The organism is Nocardia sp. NPDC058480, from assembly GCF_042720495.1.
Taxonomy (GTDB): Bacteria; Actinomycetota; Actinomycetes; order Mycobacteriales; family Mycobacteriaceae; genus Nocardia.
This window is the reverse complement of the sequence record NZ_JBHXMN010000010.1, coordinates 129,867-147,467: the sequence shown is the minus strand read 5'-3', so window position 1 is coordinate 147,467 and position 17,601 is coordinate 129,867. Positions and strand designations below refer to the sequence as shown.

The window sequence follows — 17,601 nt, the reverse complement described above, 5'->3', positions numbered from 1 at the left end:
CCTTCGCCGGTTGTGGCGCAGGCGCGCGAGGACGAGCCGCAAGCCGTTGTCGAGAAGGCGGTGCCGCTGCTCGAGGTGCAGGACATGGTGGTGAACTACGGCCGGATCGAAGCGCTGCACGGCATTTCGCTCTCGGTCGCCGAGGGTGAACTGGTGACATTGCTCGGCGCCAACGGCGCGGGCAAGACCACCACTATGCGGGCGATGTCGGGCCTGCTCCCGCTCACCTCGGGCCGGATCCTGTTCCAGGGCAAAGACATCACCACGATGAAGGCACACGATCGGGTGGTCGAGGGTCTCATCCAGGCACCCGAAGGTCGCGGGGTGTTCCCCGGCATGACGGTCGCGGAGAACCTCGACATGGGTTGCTACGGCAGGCCTTTCGAGAAGAAGACCGAATACCAGCAGACCCTGGATTGGGTTTTCGAACTGTTCCCCCGCCTGGCCGAACGCCGCAAGCAGGTCGGCGGCACGATGTCGGGTGGCGAACAGCAGATGCTCGCCATCGGCCGCGCCCTGATGGCCCGGCCCAAGCTGCTGCTGCTCGACGAACCGTCGATGGGTCTGGCCCCGATGGTGATCCAGCAGATCTTCCGGATCATCAGCGAGATCAACCGCCAGGGCACCACCGTGCTGCTGGTGGAACAGAACGCCCAACAGGCCCTGACCCGCAGCGATCGGGCCTACATCCTGGAAACCGGCGAGGTCACCAAGTCCGGCCCTGGCGCCGCGCTCCTCACCGATCCCGCGGTGAAGTCGGCCTATCTCGGCGTCGACTGATCCGTTCTCGGCCCGAGTCGGGTCCCTGCTCCACTCACCCAGCGAAGCAGGGGCCTGTTTCGGGTTTCCCCCCACATCAGCGGCCGCTAGGCCAGTTCTCGGCCGCCTTGATCTGGACTGAGTGGAGGGTGCGACGAAGGAGTGCCCGGAGGGAGGGAAGATCGAGGCTTCCAGGCCGAGAACCCGCGGCGCCAGCCGCCAGAGATTCTGTCGGTGGGGGTGCCTAGACTCATGCGCGTGAGTTCACCGACGACTGCGCAGGCATCGACTACGACCACTGCCCCTGACGGCGAGCGGCCTACGCTGCTGCTCCTGGACGGGCATTCGATCGCCTATCGCGCGTTCTTCGCGCTACCGGCGGAGAACTTCAAGACCGTCACGGGTCAGACCACCAACGCGGTGTACGGATTCACCTCGATGCTGATCAATCTGCTGCGCGACGAGAAGCCGAGCCATGTCGCCGCGGCGTTCGACGTGTCGCGCAAGACTTTCCGTACCGAGGCGTACCCGGAGTACAAGGCCAACCGCAGCGCCACCCCCGACGAGTTCCGTGGGCAGGTCGAACTCACCAAGGACGTGCTCGGCGCGATGGGCATTCCGGTGATGGCCATCGACGGCTACGAGGCCGACGATGTGATCGCCACCCTCACCACTCAGGCCGTCGCGCAGGGTTACCAGGTCTTCATCGTCACCGGCGACCGCGACGCGATCCAGCTGGTCAACGATGACGTCACCGTGCTCTACCCGAAGAAGGGTGTCTCGGACCTGACCCGCTTCACCCCGGCCGAGGTGGAGACCAAATACGGCCTCACCCCCGCGCAGTACCCCGACTACGCGGCCCTGCGCGGCGACCCGAGCGACAATCTGCCCGGCATTCCCGGGGTGGGGGAGAAGACCGCCGCCAAGTGGATCCGCGAATACGGTGACCTGGCCACCTTGGTCGACCGGGTCGACCAGGTGAAGGGCAAGGTCGGCGACTCGCTGCGTGCGAATCTGTCGAGTGTGGTGCTCAACCGCCAGCTCACCGAGATGGTGCGCGAGGTGCCGCTGCCCTACACCCCCGACCAGCTGATCAAGGCGCCGTGGGACCGCGACAAGATCCACCAGCTCTTCGACGACCTCGAGTTCCGGGTGCTGCGCGACCGGCTGTTCGACACGCTCGGTTCCCCCGAGCCGGAAGCCGAGTCGGGTTTCGAGATCAGCGGTGCCGCGCTCGAACAGGGCGCGGTGGCCGACTGGCTGGCCGAGCACGCGAAAGCCGGTGTGCGCCACGGTCTCTCGATTGTCGGCGTCGGCACTCCCGTCCACGGTGACGCGCGGGCACTTGCCATCGCCGCCGCCGACGGAGAGGGCGGCTACATCGACCTGACCGTGCTCACGCCCGAGGACGAGACGGCGCTGGCAGCCTGGCTGGCCGACCCCGAGGTGCCCAAGGCCCTGCACGAGGCCAAGTCCGCCGGTCACGCGCTGCGCGGGCGCGGTTTCACCCTGGGCGGTCTCACCACCGACACCGCCCTGTCGGCCTACCTGGTCCGCCCCGGCCAGCGCAGCTTCAACCTCGACGACCTGTCGCTGCGCTACCTCAAACGCGAGCTGCGAGTCGAGACCGTCGATACCGGCCAGCTCTCGCTGCTCGACGACGAGGACACCCTCGCCGCCGACGTCGCCCGCGAGGAAATGCTGCGCGCCCGCGCGGTCGCCGACCTGGCCGACGCGCTCGACACCGAACTCGCGGCCATCGAATCGACCCCGCTGCTCACGGAGATGGAACTGCCGCTGCTCGGCGTGCTCGGTCAACTCGAGGAAGCAGGCATCGCGGTCGACGTCGCCCAGCTCGAAAACCTCCAGCAGCAGTTCGCCGACCGCGTCAGCGAGGCCGCGAACGCGGCCTACGACGTGATCGGCAAGCAGATCAACCTGGGCTCGCCCAAGCAGCTGCAGGTGGTGCTGTTCGACGAGCTCGACATGCCGAAGACCAAGCGCACCAAGACCGGCTACACCACCGACGCCGATGCGCTGGAATCGCTGTTCGAGAAGACCGGCCACGCGTTCCTGGAGCACCTGCTGGCCCACCGCGACGCGACCCGGCTCAAGGTGACTGTCGACGGCCTGCTCAAGTCGGTCTCCGACGACGGCCGCGTGCACACCACCTTCAACCAGACCATCGCCGCCACCGGTCGTCTCTCCTCGACCGAGCCGAACCTGCAGAACATCCCGATCCGCACCGACACCGGCCGCCAGATCCGCGACACGTTCGTGGTCGGTCCGGGCTTCGCCGAACTCATGACCGCCGACTACAGCCAGATCGAGATGCGCATCATGGCGCACCTGTCCGGTGACGCGGGCCTGATCGAAGCGTTCAATTCCGGCGAGGACCTGCACACCTTCGTCGCGTCGAAGGCCTTCGACATCCCGATCGCGGAGGTGAGCCCCGAGCTGCGCCGCCGGATCAAGGCCATGTCCTACGGCCTCGCCTACGGTCTCAGTTCCTATGGCCTGAGTGCCCAGCTGAAGATCAGCACGACCGAAGCCAAAGAGCAGATGGACGTCTACTTCGACCGCTTCGGCGGCATCCGCGACTACCTGTCCGACGTCGTCGATCAGGCCCGCAAGGTCGGCTACACCCAAACCCTGTTCGGTCGCCGCCGCTACCTCCCCGACCTGGACTCCAGCAACCGTCAGCGCCGCGAATCCGCCGAACGCATGGCGCTGAACGCTCCCATCCAGGGCACCGCCGCCGACATCATCAAGGTCGCGATGATCAACGTGCAGAACGCGATCCGCGAGGCAGGACTGCGCTCACGCATGCTCCTGCAGATCCACGACGAACTCGTCTTCGAGGTGGTCGACGGCGAACGCGAAGCACTCGAAGCCCTTGCGCGCGAACAGATGTCCGCCGCGATCGACCTCTCGGTCCCGCTCACCGTCTCCGTCGGCACCGGCCGCAGCTGGGACGCGGCCGCGCACTGACCCGGCCACACAGCACAATGGGCACCGACCCGCGCGGGGTCGGTGCCCATTGTGGGCGTGTCAGGGAACGCTGATTACGCGTTGACCGTCACGGCATCGTCGGCGATCGAGTAGCTGATCGAACCGTTCTCGAACTGGCTCACCTTGCCGCCGTCGATGTCCTGCTCGTCAGTGGTGGGGTAGCCCAGACGGCCGCCCGCGCCGCCTTCGGCTTCCCATGCCAGTCGGATGGCGCCGTACACGGTCTTGGCTCCGGTCGGGAGCTTGAAGTAGATGACGCCGCCGGTGAATTCCTGGAACTTGCCACCGTTGGCGGCGTCCTGCTCTGCCGAGGTCGGCTCACCCAGCGGGCTGGAAGCACCACCGGCTTCGTTGTAGTGATCGCCGATAGCCCCAGTGACTTCGAATGCCATGTCGAACAATTCCTTTCACGCAGTAACAATTGGCCTAGCGGCGGCGACGCTACAGTGCCATCGCCCGTTCTGGGCGGCGACTCGCGGGAGATTCACGATCTGGTCACACTTCGTTAGCCGATGATTTGCTCGCGACCGACGGCTGGAGTCGGCACACGATCTACCTGCCGTCATCGGGAAACCTGTTGCGGCGCTAGAGAAAACGCTGGCCGATAGCTTCGGCGATCTTGCCGGGCTCGTGCTCGGGGATGAAGTGCTTGGCGTCGGGCAACTCGAGGACCTGGTGATCGGTGAACGTGTCGCGCATTCGCGGCAGGAACGCCGGGGCGCGAAAAGCCATGTCCTTCATGCCCCAGACCAGCAAGGTGGGTTTGGCGCCGAGTCGAGCGGGCACGTCGGTGGCCAGCTGCTCGAGCAGCGGACGCGCAGCCAGGATCTGCCCGGGCATAGCGGCGATCCCGCGCCTGGCTTCGGGTGAGGGCTGCACCCTGCGGTAGTGATCGGCCTCGGCGGCGCTGATCGTATTCCGCAGCTCGGCGATCAGAAACCGCTCGACGAGCAGGTTGTTGTCCAGGATCCGCCGCTGCATCGGCCTGCTGCCCATGACCCGGCTGAAGGCTTTCTGGGGCCAGGTCTCCGTCGGCCACAACGTGGTGTTGCCGAGTACCAGTCCACGAACCCGGTCGGCCCGCTCGGTGCCCACGGCGGCGCCGATCGGCCCGCCCCAGTCCTGGCCCATGATCACGAACTGATCGAGCCCGAGATGGTCGACGAGCTCGCCGACCACCGCGGCATGTTCGGCGATGGTGTAGCCGTAGCCCGCCGGCCGCTCGGACAGGCCGAAACCCGGGTAATCGACTGCGATGCAACGAAATCGGTCGCCCAGCTCGCCGATGATCTTGCGATAGAGAAAACTCCACGTGGGGCTGCCGTGACAGAACAGAATGGGGATTCCGGAGCCCTCGTCGATGTAGTGCACCCGGCCTGCGGAGGCAGCGAACCACCGGGACTCGAAGGGGTAGAGCGCTTTGTCCGGTGTGAAATCGATCAGCATCGCATCCATCCTGTCCGAGGGTTTCGATCCGACCATACGGACGAAAAGATCTGCGGTTCAATGTGTTCGGTGGATATGCCGCTGAGATGCTCGCCACGCATGCGGTGATGGCCCCGGACCGACTCGACTGTGTGTGCTCCCTCGGTCACGAACGGGCCGGGTCTACTCCTGGTGGGCAACCAGTCCACGCCCAGGCCTGTTGCATCGACGCGGGCGCGGCGAACTGTGGCAGCATCGCCCGTATGACCGAACCCGTCATCGCGACCCCGCTGCCCGACTGCCTCGATATCGAACAGGCGTTCGCGATGTCGTGGCCCGTGCGGCTGGGTGATACGGACGGTGACGACCGGTTGCGGCTCGACGCGGTGGCGCGGTATCTGCAGGACATCGGATTCGATCACCTCGACGCGGTCGAGGACGGCGATACCCATCAGGCGTGGATCGTGCGGCGCACGGTCATCGACGTGTACGAGCCGATCATGTTCGGCGATCGTGTCCAGCTACGCCGCTGGGCCGACGCGCTCTCGAATCGCTGGTGCGACATGCGAATTCAGCTGCGAGGGGAGAAGGGTGGACACATCGAAGCCGCGGCGTTCCTGATCCATATCGACCCTGTCGCCGGCCGCCCCGCTCGCATGAGTGACGCGTTCATGGCGCCGATGCTGGCCAGCACCACCGAACATCGGCTGCGCTGGAAAGCGGCCCTCACCGAACTCGACGACCCGCACGTGGAGTCGGTGCCGTTCCCGCTGCGCGTCACCGACGTCGACCGGCTCGGTCACGTCAACAACGCTGTGTACTGGGAGGCGGTCGAGGAAGCACTCGCCGCGCACCCGGACCGTCACCGGCTGCCGTACCGAGCGATCGTCGAACATGTCGGCCCGGTGATGATGGGCGACAAGGTGGTGCTGCGGACGAGCTCGCAGTCCGACAGCCTGCGCGTCCAGGTCGACGTCGACGGCTCGGCGCGTGCCCTCGCCTCTGTGGAACCCCTACCCGGCGATGTGCCGGGACGCTGACCGTGGCAATTCGTCGAAATCCCCGTGGCGCTGCGGCTTTCGCCGGCGGGTGAGGCGTGCGGCCTCAGCGCTCGCGGGCGACGAGCCGTGCCGAGCTGCCGGTCAGATCCACCTGATCCCGCGGCGGCGCACCCTCCGGCGGGTCCTCTCGATGCATCAGCGTGCTCTGCCGCTGTTCGAACTGTTCCTGAACCAGTTCGCCGCCGTCGGCGAGCCACCGATTGCCTGCGGAAAATAGCCAGATGATTGCTATTATGGAATGCGTCGTGTCACATTTTGGTGAGCAGTGGTCGGCGTGGGAGGTCCACCGCCGAGATCGGCGACCGATCGGAGACCAGGATGCCGGACGGTTTTCACGTCAAACGAGCCTATGACGAACCCGCGAACACCGATGGATACCGAGTGCTCGTGGATGGGTTGTGGCCGCGCGGAGTCAGCAAGGAACGCGCGGACCTCGATGAGTGGGCAAAGGACGTCGCGCCGTCGCCTGACCTGCGGCAGTGGTTTCACCACGATCCTGGCGCGAGTTTCGCGGGTTTGACCCGTCGGTACAAGACCGAACTAGCAGGGGAGAGGCAACAGGAAGGGTTGCGGGAGTTGCGTTCTCGCGCTGCCCGGCAGCCGGTCACCCTGATTACCTCCGAGAAGGATCTCGAACACAGTCACGTCGCGATTTTGCTGGATGCGCTCTGTTCCCGCCGTATGGGAGGAAACTCGGCATAACGAAAAGAGGGGTCAAGGTGCTCGCCAGTAGACACGCGCGCAAGTAGGGAAAGGCATGAGGTTGCGATCTCGTGACAAGAGCCCTATCCTCGACTGCGTGCCGAATCCCGCCCGCTGTGCCGCGCTGCTAGTCGCTGACCGCGACCTCGCGGTCGCTGCTGCGCAGACCGCGCAGGAAGCTTCACGGCGAATTCTTCTCGTAGTAATCCGCCGTAGCGGGGTCTGATTCGGACCAGCCCCTACGCTGCGGGCTGTATTTCATCGTTCTGCTGGTCCCACCCTGCCAACGAAGACATCTTCGGGAAGACCTCACCTGCAATGACGCTGACACTGGACCATGCCCTGTTCGCCGCCGCCCCCAAGGGCCTGCGCGCCGAGCTCACCGACCTCGACCCCGCCGCTTTCCTCGACCGGTACACCCGCGCCGACGGATCCATCGCCCTGCGCGAATGGTCTTGTTCCGGAACGGATTTCACCGCCACCCTGGAATTCGCCGACCACCTGCGCACCGTCATCGCCACCGGTAGCCCGGTCGCGGCGATGACCTCCGCGCTCTACGACGAGGGCTACCCCCTCGAGATCCTGCACTTCCATCAGCGCCCGACCACCGACGGCATCGCCACTTTCATGCAGTGCGAGTTCAACGGCAGGCGCGGCTGGGCGGTGGCGACAGCCGCCGACAGTGCGGAATCGACCGTGCGCGCCATGCTCGCCGGCGTCAACCTGCTCGCGGGCTGACACCACACCGCACACACAAGGGCCCGTTCACCTCGAAAGGTGAACGGGCCCTTTGCGTTACGCAGCGCCGAACTACTCGGCGGGGGAGGACTCCTGCTGCTCGGCGATCTGCTTGCGCACCTCGTCCATGTCCAGGTCCTTGATCTGGGTCACCAGATCCTCGAGCGCGGCGGGCGGCAGCGCGCCGGGCTGGGCGAACACGAGCACGCCCTCGCGGAAGGCCATGATGGTCGGGATCGACTGGATGTTGGCGGCCGCGGCGAGCCCCTGCTCGGCCTCGGTGTCGACCTTGCCGTACACGACGTCGGTGTGCTTCTCCGACGAGGTCTCGTAGGTCGGCGCGAAACTGCGGCACGGACCGCACCAGGAAGCCCAGAAATCGACGAGGACCACGTCGTTTCCGGTGATGACTTCGTCGAAGTTCTGCTGGGTCAGCGTCTGGGTGGCCATGACGTCCTCTCCTTGTCGGTGTCCTCGGCTGTAACGCCGGGGCGTCCTACTATCTTCCCCCGATCACGATTCGCTCCTGCCGCGCCTCCCCGTCCCAGCGGCGAACCCCCACGATGAGCGACCGGAAATCGGTGTCGGCCGCGACCGCCCGCATCGCGTCGCCGAGCCGTTCGGGGGGCACGCGCCGCGCCAGGGTCACATGCGGTGTCCACGCGCCGGGAGCCATGGTCGCCGGTATGCCGGGACAGGGCGAGACCACCTCGCTGACCCGGCGATGCAGGGTGAGCAGGTCCGCGGTGACGACGACCGCCCTGACCAGGATCGGTCGGCGCGCACCGAAGACGAGCAGTCCGCCCAATCGGATCGGCAGCGGCTCGAACGCGAGCCGTTCCAGCGCGTGGTCGATGCGCGGCCAGATCTCGCGCGCCACCGCGACGGTGATGTGCGGCCGATAGGTCTCGGCGCGGCGATTGCCGAGGCCTGCTTCAGCAAGAACCGCCCATTGCCTGCGGATCTCCGTCTCGCCGCGATCGTCGAGGAGCAACTCCACCGACTGCACCATGATCTGCAGAAACTAGTCGCTGCGGCGTGTCCGCACGGCCCACTCGCTCGATAAGGCCCGGACACGCGCGAGGATGGGGGAGTGAACGGTGCGAAGGCGAACCTGCGACTCGGTGTGATCGACGGCGACGGAATCGGCCCCGAGGTGGTGGCCGCGACCCGAGCGGTCGTCGACGAAGCGATCGGCGCGGCCGGGCTGGCGCCGGTGGAGTGGGTGCCGCTGCTGATCGGGCACGACGCGATCGCCGCCTACGGCAACCCGCTGCCGGAACAGACCCTGACCGCACTCGAGGATCTCGACGCCTGGATCCTCGGTCCGCACGACAACGCCTCCTACCCGTCGGATATGCGAGTGGCACCGGGCGGCGTCATCCGCAAACGGCTCGAGCTCTACGCGAACATCCGCCCCGCCGCCGCGTTCACCGGGGTGCGCGCGATGGCGCCCGATATCGATCTGGTGATCGTCCGGGAGAACAGCGAGGGCTTCTACGCCGACCGCAATATGTTCGCCGGCTCGGGGGAGTTCCGCCCCACCGAGGACGTGGCGATGGCGGTCGCGGTGATCACGCGCAAGGCGTGCGAGCGGATCGCTCATCAGGCGCTGCGACTGGCGCAGGGCCGGCGCAAGCGGGTCACCGTGGTGCACAAGGCCAATGTGTTGCCGATGACGACCGGCCTGTTCCGTGACGTCTGTTACGAAGTGGCCGAGCAGTATCCGGACGTGCGGGTCGACGACGAACACGTCGACGCGATGGCGGCGCACCTGGTCCGCTCACCCGCCGAGTTCGATGTGATCGTCACCGAGAACCTGTTCGGTGACATCCTCTCGGACCTGGCCGGTGAGCTCAGCGGTTCCCTCGGCATGGCCGCCTCGCTCAACTGCTCCGATACGCGCGCGATGGCGCAGGCCGTGCACGGCGCGGCGCCGGGTCTGGCCGGACATAATCGGGCCAATCCCGCCGCGCTGCAATTGTCGGCGGCAATGTTGTTGCGCTGGTTGGCGGTTCGTGACGACAATAGGGTGCTCCATGATACGGCCGACCGCATTACCCACGCCGTGACGGCGACACTGGCGGCCGGAATCGCGACCGCGGATCTCGGCGGCCTGGCTTCCACCAGCGAATTCACCGAGCAGGTCAGTGCCCGCGTGCACCGGAGGTGAAGGGACCCCTTTCACATTGGCTGATTAATCTTCGGTTACTGTCGCACCACGCTGTGTCCGGTTCGCATACATTGCCAAACAGGCGCTGACACGTGGCCGGCGTCGACGTGAAATGTGGAGGCTCCTTTGTCTGTTCGAACTGTCCTCGGCCGTGGTGCCGTGCGGCTGCTGTGTACCGTCGCCGGCGGTGCCTTGTTGTTGACCGGCTGCGCCGAGAACACCGAGGGCGACGGCGCCTCGGTGAACAAGGTGTCGGCGGAGAAGGTCGACGCGCTCGCCGCGGCCGTCCCCGACAAGGTGAAGCAGGCAGGCAAGTTGGTCGTCGGCGTGAACGTGCCGTACCAGCCGAACGAGTACAAGGACGCGAGCGGCAAGATCGTCGGCTTCGATGTCGACCTCCTCGATGCGGTCGCCAGCACCCTCGGACTGAAGGTCGACTATGTCGAATCCTCGTTCGAGAAGATCATTCCGGCCATTCAGGCAGGCACCTACGACGTGGGTATGTCCTCGATCACCGATTCGCGTGAACGCGAACAGCAGGTCGATTTCACGACCTATTTCTCCGCCGGTATCCAGTGGGCCCAGCAAACCGGTAAAGCGGTCGATCCGAACAATGCGTGCGGCAAGAAGGTCGCCGTACAGTCCACTACGGTCGAGCACACCGACGAGATTCCCGCCAAGAGCGCCAAGTGTGTCGCCGAGGGTAAGCCCGCCATCGATATGAAGGCTTTCGACGAGCAGAGCGCCGCGACCAACGCATTGGTGCTCGGCCAGGTCGACGCGATGTCGGCGGACTCCCCGGTGACCGCGTACGCGATCAAGCAGAGCGAAGGCAAGATCGAGGCCGCGGGCCCGCTGTTCGATTCCGCGCCCTACGGCTGGGCCGTGCAGAAGTCCTCCCCGCTGGCGGTGGCCCTGCAGAAGGCGCTGCAGCACCTGATCGACAACGGCAAGTACGGCGAGATCACCACCAACTGGGGTGTACAGGAGGGTCAGATCAAGACCTCGGTGATCAACGGTGCAGTGAGCTGACGTGACCGACGAGAAAGACACGGTGGAGGTGCCCGGACCGGGCACCGAACCCGAACCGATCAAAGCGGTCCCGCTGCGCAGGCCGGGCCGCTGGATCGCGGCGGCAATCATCCTGATCCTGGTGGGATTGTTCGTCTACGGCGCTGCCACGAATCCCGCCTACCGGTGGGACACCTACGGCAAGTACCTGTTCGACAGCCGGATCACCGCCGGCGCGATCGTCACCCTGGAACTCACCGTGCTCGCGATGGCGATCGCGGTGGGTCTGGGCACCGTCCTCGCGGTGATGCGCCTGTCGCCGAACCCGGTGTTGCGCACGGCGGCCTGGGTGTATCTGTGGATCTTCCGCGGGACCCCGGTCTATGTGCAGTTGGTGTTCTGGGGCCTGGTTCCCTCGCTCTACAAGCAGATCGACCTCGGCGTGCCGTTCGGCCCGCAGTTCTTCCATCTCGACGTGCAGAGCCTGCAGGCCGCGTTCCTGTTCGCCGTGATCGGCCTCGGCCTCAACGAGGCCGCGTACATGGCCGAGATCGTGCGCGCGGGCATCAACTCCGTCGGCGAGGGTCAGCGCGAAGCGTCGGTGGCACTGGGCATGTCGTGGACGCAGACGATGCGCCGCACAGTGTTGCCGCAGGCCATGCGGGTGATCATCCCGCCCACCGGCAACGAGCTGATCGGCATGCTCAAGACAACCTCGCTGGTCACCGCGATTCCGCTGAGTACCGACCTGTTCGGCCGCGCCCGCGATATCTACGGCGTGAACTTCCAGCCGATCCCGCTGCTGCTCGTCTGTGCCACCTGGTACCTGGCGATCACCAGCATCCTCATGGTCGGCCAGTACTACTTGGAACGCTATTACTCGCGCGGTGCCACTCGGCAGCTCACGGCCAAGCAGCTGCAGGAACTGGCCACGGCGCAGGCGGCGGTGAAGGCGAAATGACCGAACAAGTTGTGGCAGTCCCGCCGATGGTGCTGGCTGACCGGGTGTGCAAGAGCTTCGGCGCGCTGCAGGTGCTCAAGGGCATCTCGCTCGAGGTCGAGCGCGGCAAGGTGCTGACCCTGGTCGGTCCGTCGGGCTCGGGCAAGTCGACGTTCCTGCGGTGCATCAATCACCTCGAGCAGGTGAACGCGGGCAGGCTCTACGTCGACGGCGATCTCGTGGGCTACCGGGAGAAGAACGGCAAGCTCTACGAGATGCACGAGCGCGATGCCGCGATCCAGCGTCGCGATATCGGCATGGTGTTCCAGCATTTCAACCTGTTCCCGCACCGCACGGCGCTGGAGAACGTGATCGAGGCGCCGATCCAGGTGCGCGGGATCCGTAGGTCCGACGCGATCGCCAGGGCCGAGGAGCTCCTCGAGCGGGTCGGGCTCTCCGCCAAGCGCAACGCGTACCCCGCGCAGCTGTCGGGCGGTCAGCAGCAGCGCGTGGCCATCGCGCGAGCGCTGGCGATGGATCCCAAGCTGATGCTGTTCGACGAGCCGACCTCGGCGCTGGATCCCGAGCTGGTCGGTGAGGTACTCGCCGTCATGCGGGAGCTGGCCGATTCGGGCATGACCATGCTGGTGGTGACCCACGAGATGGGTTTCGCCCGCGAGGTGGCCGACGAACTGGTGTTCATGGATGCCGGTGTGGTCGTGGAATCGGGTCCGCCGCGTGAGCTGCTGGCCAACCCCCAGCACGAGCGGACCCAAGCCTTCCTGTCCCGCCTGCTGTGAGATAGCGACACAACGGCCCCGCGGATTCTTGGGTTCTCGCGGGGCCGTTGTGCGTTCAGTGGGTGTCCTGATTCTTCAGGCGCTCGAGGGAAACCTGGGCCTGGGCGATGCGGCGGATGGCGGCCAGGGCGGTGTCGCCGAGCACGGTGAGTACCACGACCGCGTCGATGATGTCGTCGCGGTCGCCCGCGGACAGGGCGGCCGCCACGTCGGTCTCCGCGACTGCGCGCGTGCTGTCGAAATAGGTGGGCAGGGTGGTGGTGGCCCAGTCCCGGTAGCCCAGTTGCGCGAGTCGAACGATCACTCCGGTGAGGGTTTCGATGGCCTGTGGGCTGGGTTTCATGTCCCAGCCGCGCCGGTCCATCTCCGTGCACACGGCCTCGTACGCACGGTCCCAGTCGGCGTCGTGGGCGGCGGGTACCGGCGTGGACAGACTGTCCTGTGCCACCCCGAGCACGTGGAACAGGGGCATCTCGGGGGAGTCGATCGCCGCGAGGACATCGGCGACGGTGGCGACCGGTATCCCGCCCACCTCGATCAACGCGCGGATCAGGCGCAGTCGGCGAAGGTGGTCCTCGCCGTAGCTGGCCTGGTTGGGGCTGCTGCGTTCGCCTGCGGGCAGTAGTCCCTCACGCAAGTAGTACTTGATGGTCGCCACCGCGATGCCGCTGCGTTCGCTCAACTCCGAGATTCGCACTGTTACCTCCGATTTCGTTCTACCCCCTTGCCTACGTCACCCGTAGCGGATAGTCTAACTATCCATAACGGATAGTATAGCTATCTATCTCTGGGAGATTCGAATGTCAGCCCTGACCGTCCCCTCGCTACCCCGCCCCAACGCCCCCCTGCATCGGCCACTGATGTATTTCGCCGCCGCCAACGTCGCGCTCGTCGTGGTCGGCCTGATCGGGATGCTGGTCGATGACCGGGTGATCGCCGGATCGGCCGCCTGGTTCAAGCCGACCAAGTTCGCGATCTCGTTCGTGTTCTACGGCGTGGCGCTGGCTTGGTTGATGTCGTTGCGGCCCAAGCCTTCTCGGCTCGCCTCGTGGATGGCCTCGGTGATCGTGGTTGCCGGGGTGATCGAACAGGCGATCATCTTCGGGCAGGTGATCCGCGGGACTCGCAGCCACTACAACATGACCACCGCCCTGGACGGCACCCTCTGGGTGATCATGGGATCCACCATTATCATCTTGTTCCTGGCAACTCTGGTGATCGGGATCGGACTGATGCGCGTACGCCTCGGCGACGCCTCGATCACCTGGTCGATTCGTCTCGGCATCGCGATCACGTTGGTCGGGTTGGCGCTGGGAAATCTGATGCCGCAGCAGGAATCCGGCGTCGAGGCAATCGCGGGCGCACACACTGTCGGAGCTCCCGACGGTACCCCCGGCATGCCGCTGACCGGGTGGAGTACGACCGACGGCGACTTGCGCATTCCGCACTTCTTCGGCATGCACGCACTACAGGCGTTGCCGCTACTCGCCGCGCTGCTGGTGTTCCTGGCGCCACGGATCCCCGCACTGCGGCCGACGCGGGTGCGGCTGGGCCTGATCATCACCGCGTCGTCGGGTTACGCGGCGGTCCTCGCCCTGGTCACCTGGCAGGCGTTGCGTGGGCAGCCGTTGATCCACCCCGATCAGGCCACGCTCACCGCCGCGGCCGCGATCGTCACCGGAGTTGTTGTCGGAGTATTGATCTCGGTCGCGAGCGCGGCCGGTGCCCGAAAGGTAGTCACCGCATGAGCACGCTGTTCGACCTGTCGTTCTTCGTCACGGTGCCGTTCTGGGCCTTGATGATCTTCGCCCCGACCTGGCGCTGGACCCGCGCGATCATCTCCTCACCGTGGATTGTGCTGGTGCCCTTGGTGGTATGGGCGATCGTCGCGGTGCCGGTGCTCGGCGCGATGTGGTCGCTGGTGACCTCGCCCTCGCTGGACGCGATCACCGAAGCCACCGCCGACCCTGCCGTACTGACCGCGCTGTGGGCGCAGATCATCGCGTGGGATCTGTTCCTCGGGCGCTGGGTCTACCTCGACAGCCGCGAGCGCGATATCCATCCGCTGCTGATGGGGCCGCAACTGGTCGGCACGATCCTGTTGTCGCCCATCGCGTTTCCGATCTACCTAATGGTGCGCGAAGTCGCACGGCGCGGTACTTCGCCTGTGCCGCAAGCGAGTTCGGTCAGCACATAGTCGCCGTGAGCCGGACTCCGAGGAGTCCGGCTCACGTTGTTCGCCTAGGCGGGGTCGGCAAGGCCCTCCGGTTCACCGAGCGGTGCCAAGCAGGGGCGCTGTCAGTTGTCGTCGAAAGTGATGTGCGAGCGTGCGTGCAGGCCACCGCGTCGGGGCGGTGACGCCCGGCGCTACAACGGCATCAGGCGATGTTTGCGCGGGGCCTGCTCGACGTGTTTGTCGCCGAGCAGTCGCAGCGCTTTGCGGATTTCCAGCCGCGTGGTCGACGGCTCGATGACCGCGTCGATGTAACCGCGTTCGGCGGCGGTCCACGGTGTCGCGACCGCGGCGTTGTAGAAGTCGACCATCTGCTGTCGCACAGCAGGCCGCTCGGCCGCCGGAACGGCGGCGAGCTGCTTGCGCTGCGTCAGACCCACCGCGGCTTCGGCACCCATCACGGCGATGCGCGCGGTCGGCCAGGCGAGGTTGATATCGCCGCCGAGCTGCTTGCACCCCATCACCGCGTAACCGCCGCCGTAGGCCTTGCGAACCACCACGGTGACGATCGGGACGGTGGCCTCGACAACCGCGAAGAAGAATCGGCCGCCGCGTTTGATAACGCCGATCCGCTCCTCCTCGACGCCCGGCAGCACGCCCGGTGTATCGACGACGAACACCAGCGGAATGTCGAACGCGTCGCAGAGGCGGATGAAATGCGCGGCTTTGTCCGATCCGCGCGCATCGATCGCGCCGCTGGCCACCAGCGGCTGATTGGCGACCACCCCGACACTGCGTCCGTCGACCCGCGCGAATCCGGTGATCAGATTGCGGGCGGCGCCGTCGCCGATCTCGTGGAACTCCCCGTCATCGAAGATCCGGAGTAGGACCTCGTACATGTCGTAACCCATGCGATCGGAATCCGGTATGAGCGAGTCGAGTTCGCGATCGGAGTCGGTGATCTCCGGTTCCAGACCGGGATTGACCAGCGGCGCCCGCTCGTAGCAGTTCGACGGCATGAAGCTCAAATATGTTCGCGCCCACTCGAACGCGGCCTTCTCATCCACCGCTACGTGGTGGATATTGCCGTTGTTCGCCTGGTTGAACGCGCCGCCGAGCTCGTCGAGGGTCACTTCCTCGCCGGTGGTCTCGCGGATGATCTCGGGACCGGTCACGAACATATACGCCGACTCGGTCGCGATCAGCACATCGGTGTTGATCGGCGAATACACCGCGCCCGCAGCGCATTTGCCCAGCATTACCGACACCTGTGGCACCACCCCGGACAGCCGCGTCTGCCGCCTGCTCATCTCCGCGTACCAGGCCAGCGAGGTGACCGCGTCCTGCACCCGCGCACCGCCGGAGTCGTTGATCGCCACGAACGGGCACGCGATATCGGCCGCCAGATCCATCGCCATCGCGACCTTGCGCCCGAACATCTCACCCACCGAGCCGCCGAACACGGTCTGGTCGTGGGCGATCACCACCACCGGCCGCCCGTCGATCCTGCCGTGCCCGGTGACCACGCCGTCACCGTAGAGCCCGTCGGCCGCGCCCGGCTGCTTCACCAGCGCGCCGATTTCGGTGAAACTGCCCTGGTCGAGCAGTATTTCGATGCGTTCGCGTGGGCTGGGAATTCCTTTCGCCGCACGCTTGGCGATCCCCGCATCTCCCGCCGGTTCCCGCGCCGCCGTCAGATTGTCCCGCAGCTCTTGCAGTTTCGCAGCAGTATTCGACTCCACCACGCACGCCCTTCCTCGTCCTGGTCGAGCTCGCCTCCATCGGTTAGCCACAGCGTAACCCGATGTCCTGCGCGACATCAGCGGCACGGCGTCAGATGCCTGACGAATCATCGGAGATCGGCGTCGGCGTCCGGGGTTCGGGCGCCGAACGCGATGCGCAATTGGCCGAGCAGCACCGTGGCGGCTGGGCTGAGTGGGCGGTCGGTGCGCCAGGCGAGGGCGAGTCTGCCGTGGATTCGTGGGGCGACGATGTCGAGGGTTCGGACGCCGAACTCGGCGGCTTCGGCGGGGGTGAGCGCGGGGACGATCGCGGTGCCGAGGCCGCGCGCCGCGAGCTCGAGCAGCAACGGGGGAGCGGCGGCTTCGAAAGCGACGTTCGGGGTGAAACCGGCTGCGGTGCAGGATCGTTCGAATATTCCGCGCAGACCCGTGCCCCTGGTGAGGCAGATCAGCCGGCGGTCGGCGAGAGTCGCCAGGGTGATGGAGTTCGCCGATTCGGCAGGGTCGACGGGTGCGTCGCGGGCGACGGCGGCGACGAGTGGGGTCTCCAGGATCACGTGCAGGCCGATGTCGGAACCTGTTGGGGCGCCGGTCAATCCGGTCAGCGCGATATCGAGGTCGCCGTGCTCGACGGCGGTGAGCATCCTTTCCGCGGTGTCCTCGGTGAGGCTGATCCCGACCTGCGGATGATCGTGGTGGAAATCGGCCAGCACTCCCGCGACATCGAATACTTCCGACGCCGCCCCGGAGATCATGCCGAGCCGCACCTGCCCGCGCAGCAAGCCCGTGAACTCCCCGACCGTGTCGCCGATCCGGTCGGTGGCGGCCAGGGCGGCCCGCGCGTGCTCGAGCACGGCGGCGCCGACGTCGGTGAGCGTCACGGTGCGCGCGCCGCGGTCGAGCAGGCGCTGACCGAGTTCGCGTTCGAGTTGCCGGATCTGGGTGCTGAGGCCGGGCTGGGTCAAGTGCAGCCGTTCGGCGGCCTTGGTGAACCCGCCTTCGTCGACGATCGTCACGAAGTAGCGCAGCTGCCGCAGTTCCATAACTATCAATTATAGGTTACAG

Annotated in this window: 19 protein-coding genes; 11 read left to right on the top strand and 8 right to left on the bottom strand. The window is 66.2% G+C overall.

What is annotated here, in order from left to right; all coding sequences use genetic code 11:
• Positions 1 to 84: 84 nt before the first annotated feature.
• On the top strand, positions 85 to 780 hold the full coding sequence (locus ACFWO8_RS22980) for an ABC transporter ATP-binding protein (protein ID WP_378957527.1): 696 nt from the start codon (positions 85 to 87) through the stop codon (positions 778 to 780).
• A 231-nt stretch (positions 781 to 1,011) separates the two neighbouring features.
• Positions 1,012 to 3,750: a DNA polymerase I gene (gene polA / locus ACFWO8_RS22975; RefSeq protein ID WP_378956986.1), complete on the top strand. Its 2,739-nt coding sequence runs from the start codon at positions 1,012 to 1,014 to the stop codon at positions 3,748 to 3,750.
• A 74-nt stretch (positions 3,751 to 3,824) separates the two neighbouring features.
• Here polA and ACFWO8_RS22970 read toward each other — a convergent pair whose 3' ends face one another.
• Positions 3,825 to 4,163, bottom strand: coding sequence for an LGFP repeat-containing protein (locus tag ACFWO8_RS22970; protein ID WP_378956971.1), 339 nt, complete (start codon positions 4,161 to 4,163; stop codon positions 3,825 to 3,827).
• Between the two features lie 193 nt (positions 4,164 to 4,356).
• Positions 4,357 to 5,217: a haloalkane dehalogenase gene (locus ACFWO8_RS22965; protein ID WP_378956961.1), complete on the bottom strand. Its 861-nt coding sequence runs from the start codon at positions 5,215 to 5,217 to the stop codon at positions 4,357 to 4,359.
• Between the two features lie 242 nt (positions 5,218 to 5,459).
• On the opposite strand from ACFWO8_RS22965, the gene ACFWO8_RS22960 reads away from it, so the two are divergent.
• Positions 5,460 to 6,236 carry an acyl-[acyl-carrier-protein] thioesterase gene (locus tag ACFWO8_RS22960; protein ID WP_378956951.1) on the top strand — a complete coding sequence of 259 codons (777 nt, stop codon included), beginning with the start codon at positions 5,460 to 5,462 and terminating at the stop codon, positions 6,234 to 6,236.
• A 64-nt stretch (positions 6,237 to 6,300) separates the two neighbouring features.
• Here the strand turns inward: ACFWO8_RS22960 and ACFWO8_RS22955 are convergent, their stop codons facing one another.
• Positions 6,301 to 6,432: a DUF6191 domain-containing protein gene (locus tag ACFWO8_RS22955; RefSeq protein WP_378957522.1), complete on the bottom strand. Its 132-nt coding sequence runs from the start codon at positions 6,430 to 6,432 to the stop codon at positions 6,301 to 6,303.
• Positions 6,433 to 6,575: 143 nt separating this feature from the next.
• On the opposite strand from ACFWO8_RS22955, the gene ACFWO8_RS22950 reads away from it, so the two are divergent.
• Complete coding sequence (locus tag ACFWO8_RS22950; protein WP_378956940.1) at positions 6,576 to 6,959, top strand: DUF488 domain-containing protein; 384 nt, start codon at positions 6,576 to 6,578, stop codon at positions 6,957 to 6,959.
• 318 nt (positions 6,960 to 7,277) lie between these two features.
• Positions 7,278 to 7,697 (top strand): 2-keto-3-deoxygluconate kinase, encoded by a 420-nt coding sequence (locus ACFWO8_RS22945; protein WP_378956934.1) that lies wholly within the window; start codon positions 7,278 to 7,280, stop codon positions 7,695 to 7,697.
• A gap of 72 nt (positions 7,698 to 7,769) precedes the next feature.
• Here ACFWO8_RS22945 and trxA read toward each other — a convergent pair whose 3' ends face one another.
• Together trxA and ACFWO8_RS22935 are read right to left on the bottom strand one after the other, a co-directional pair.
• Positions 7,770 to 8,147, bottom strand: a complete 378-nt coding sequence (gene trxA / locus ACFWO8_RS22940) for a thioredoxin (RefSeq protein WP_056824580.1) — start codon at positions 8,145 to 8,147, stop codon at positions 7,770 to 7,772.
• Positions 8,148 to 8,196: 49 nt separating this feature from the next.
• Complete coding sequence (locus tag ACFWO8_RS22935) at positions 8,197 to 8,697, bottom strand: 2'-5' RNA ligase family protein (RefSeq protein ID WP_378956905.1); 501 nt, start codon at positions 8,695 to 8,697, stop codon at positions 8,197 to 8,199.
• A gap of 93 nt (positions 8,698 to 8,790) precedes the next feature.
• Here ACFWO8_RS22935 and ACFWO8_RS22930 point away from each other — a divergent pair, with 93 nt between their 5' ends.
• The 4 genes from ACFWO8_RS22930 to ACFWO8_RS22915 all read left to right on the top strand — a co-directional run bounded on the left by ACFWO8_RS22930 (position 8,791) and on the right by ACFWO8_RS22915 (position 12,621).
• Positions 8,791 to 9,870, top strand: a complete 1,080-nt coding sequence (locus ACFWO8_RS22930) for an isocitrate/isopropylmalate dehydrogenase family protein (RefSeq protein ID WP_378956900.1) — start codon at positions 8,791 to 8,793, stop codon at positions 9,868 to 9,870.
• A gap of 126 nt (positions 9,871 to 9,996) precedes the next feature.
• Positions 9,997 to 10,902 carry an ABC transporter substrate-binding protein gene (locus ACFWO8_RS22925; protein ID WP_378956892.1) on the top strand — a complete coding sequence of 302 codons (906 nt, stop codon included), beginning with the start codon at positions 9,997 to 9,999 and terminating at the stop codon, positions 10,900 to 10,902.
• Between the two features lies 1 nt (position 10,903).
• A complete protein-coding gene (locus ACFWO8_RS22920) occupies positions 10,904 to 11,842 on the top strand; it encodes an ABC transporter permease subunit (RefSeq protein WP_378917373.1) in 939 nt (312 codons plus the stop codon).
• A 26-nt stretch (positions 11,843 to 11,868) separates the two neighbouring features.
• Positions 11,869 to 12,621: an amino acid ABC transporter ATP-binding protein gene (locus ACFWO8_RS22915; RefSeq protein ID WP_378957520.1), complete on the top strand. Its 753-nt coding sequence runs from the start codon at positions 11,869 to 11,871 to the stop codon at positions 12,619 to 12,621.
• A 55-nt stretch (positions 12,622 to 12,676) separates the two neighbouring features.
• Here ACFWO8_RS22915 and ACFWO8_RS22910 read toward each other — a convergent pair whose 3' ends face one another.
• Positions 12,677 to 13,318, bottom strand: coding sequence for a MerR family transcriptional regulator (locus ACFWO8_RS22910; protein ID WP_378956872.1), 642 nt, complete (start codon positions 13,316 to 13,318; stop codon positions 12,677 to 12,679).
• A 103-nt stretch (positions 13,319 to 13,421) separates the two neighbouring features.
• Here ACFWO8_RS22910 and ACFWO8_RS22905 point away from each other — a divergent pair, with 103 nt between their 5' ends.
• On the top strand, positions 13,422 to 14,369 hold the full coding sequence (locus tag ACFWO8_RS22905) for a hypothetical protein (RefSeq protein ID WP_378956861.1): 948 nt from the start codon (positions 13,422 to 13,424) through the stop codon (positions 14,367 to 14,369).
• Positions 14,366 to 14,818: an ABA4-like family protein gene (locus tag ACFWO8_RS22900; RefSeq protein ID WP_378956852.1), complete on the top strand. Its 453-nt coding sequence runs from the start codon at positions 14,366 to 14,368 to the stop codon at positions 14,816 to 14,818. The genes ACFWO8_RS22905 and ACFWO8_RS22900 overlap by 4 nt, the downstream gene beginning before the upstream one ends.
• A 170-nt stretch (positions 14,819 to 14,988) precedes the next feature.
• On the opposite strand, the gene ACFWO8_RS22895 is transcribed toward ACFWO8_RS22900, so the two are convergent.
• On the bottom strand, positions 14,989 to 16,536 hold the full coding sequence (locus ACFWO8_RS22895; protein ID WP_378957516.1) for an acyl-CoA carboxylase subunit beta: 1,548 nt from the start codon (positions 16,534 to 16,536) through the stop codon (positions 14,989 to 14,991).
• Between the two features lie 107 nt (positions 16,537 to 16,643).
• Entirely contained in the window at positions 16,644 to 17,579 is a 936-nt protein-coding gene (locus ACFWO8_RS22890) for a LysR family transcriptional regulator (RefSeq protein WP_378956831.1), read from the bottom strand.
• Between the last annotated feature and the right edge of the window lie 22 nt (positions 17,580 to 17,601).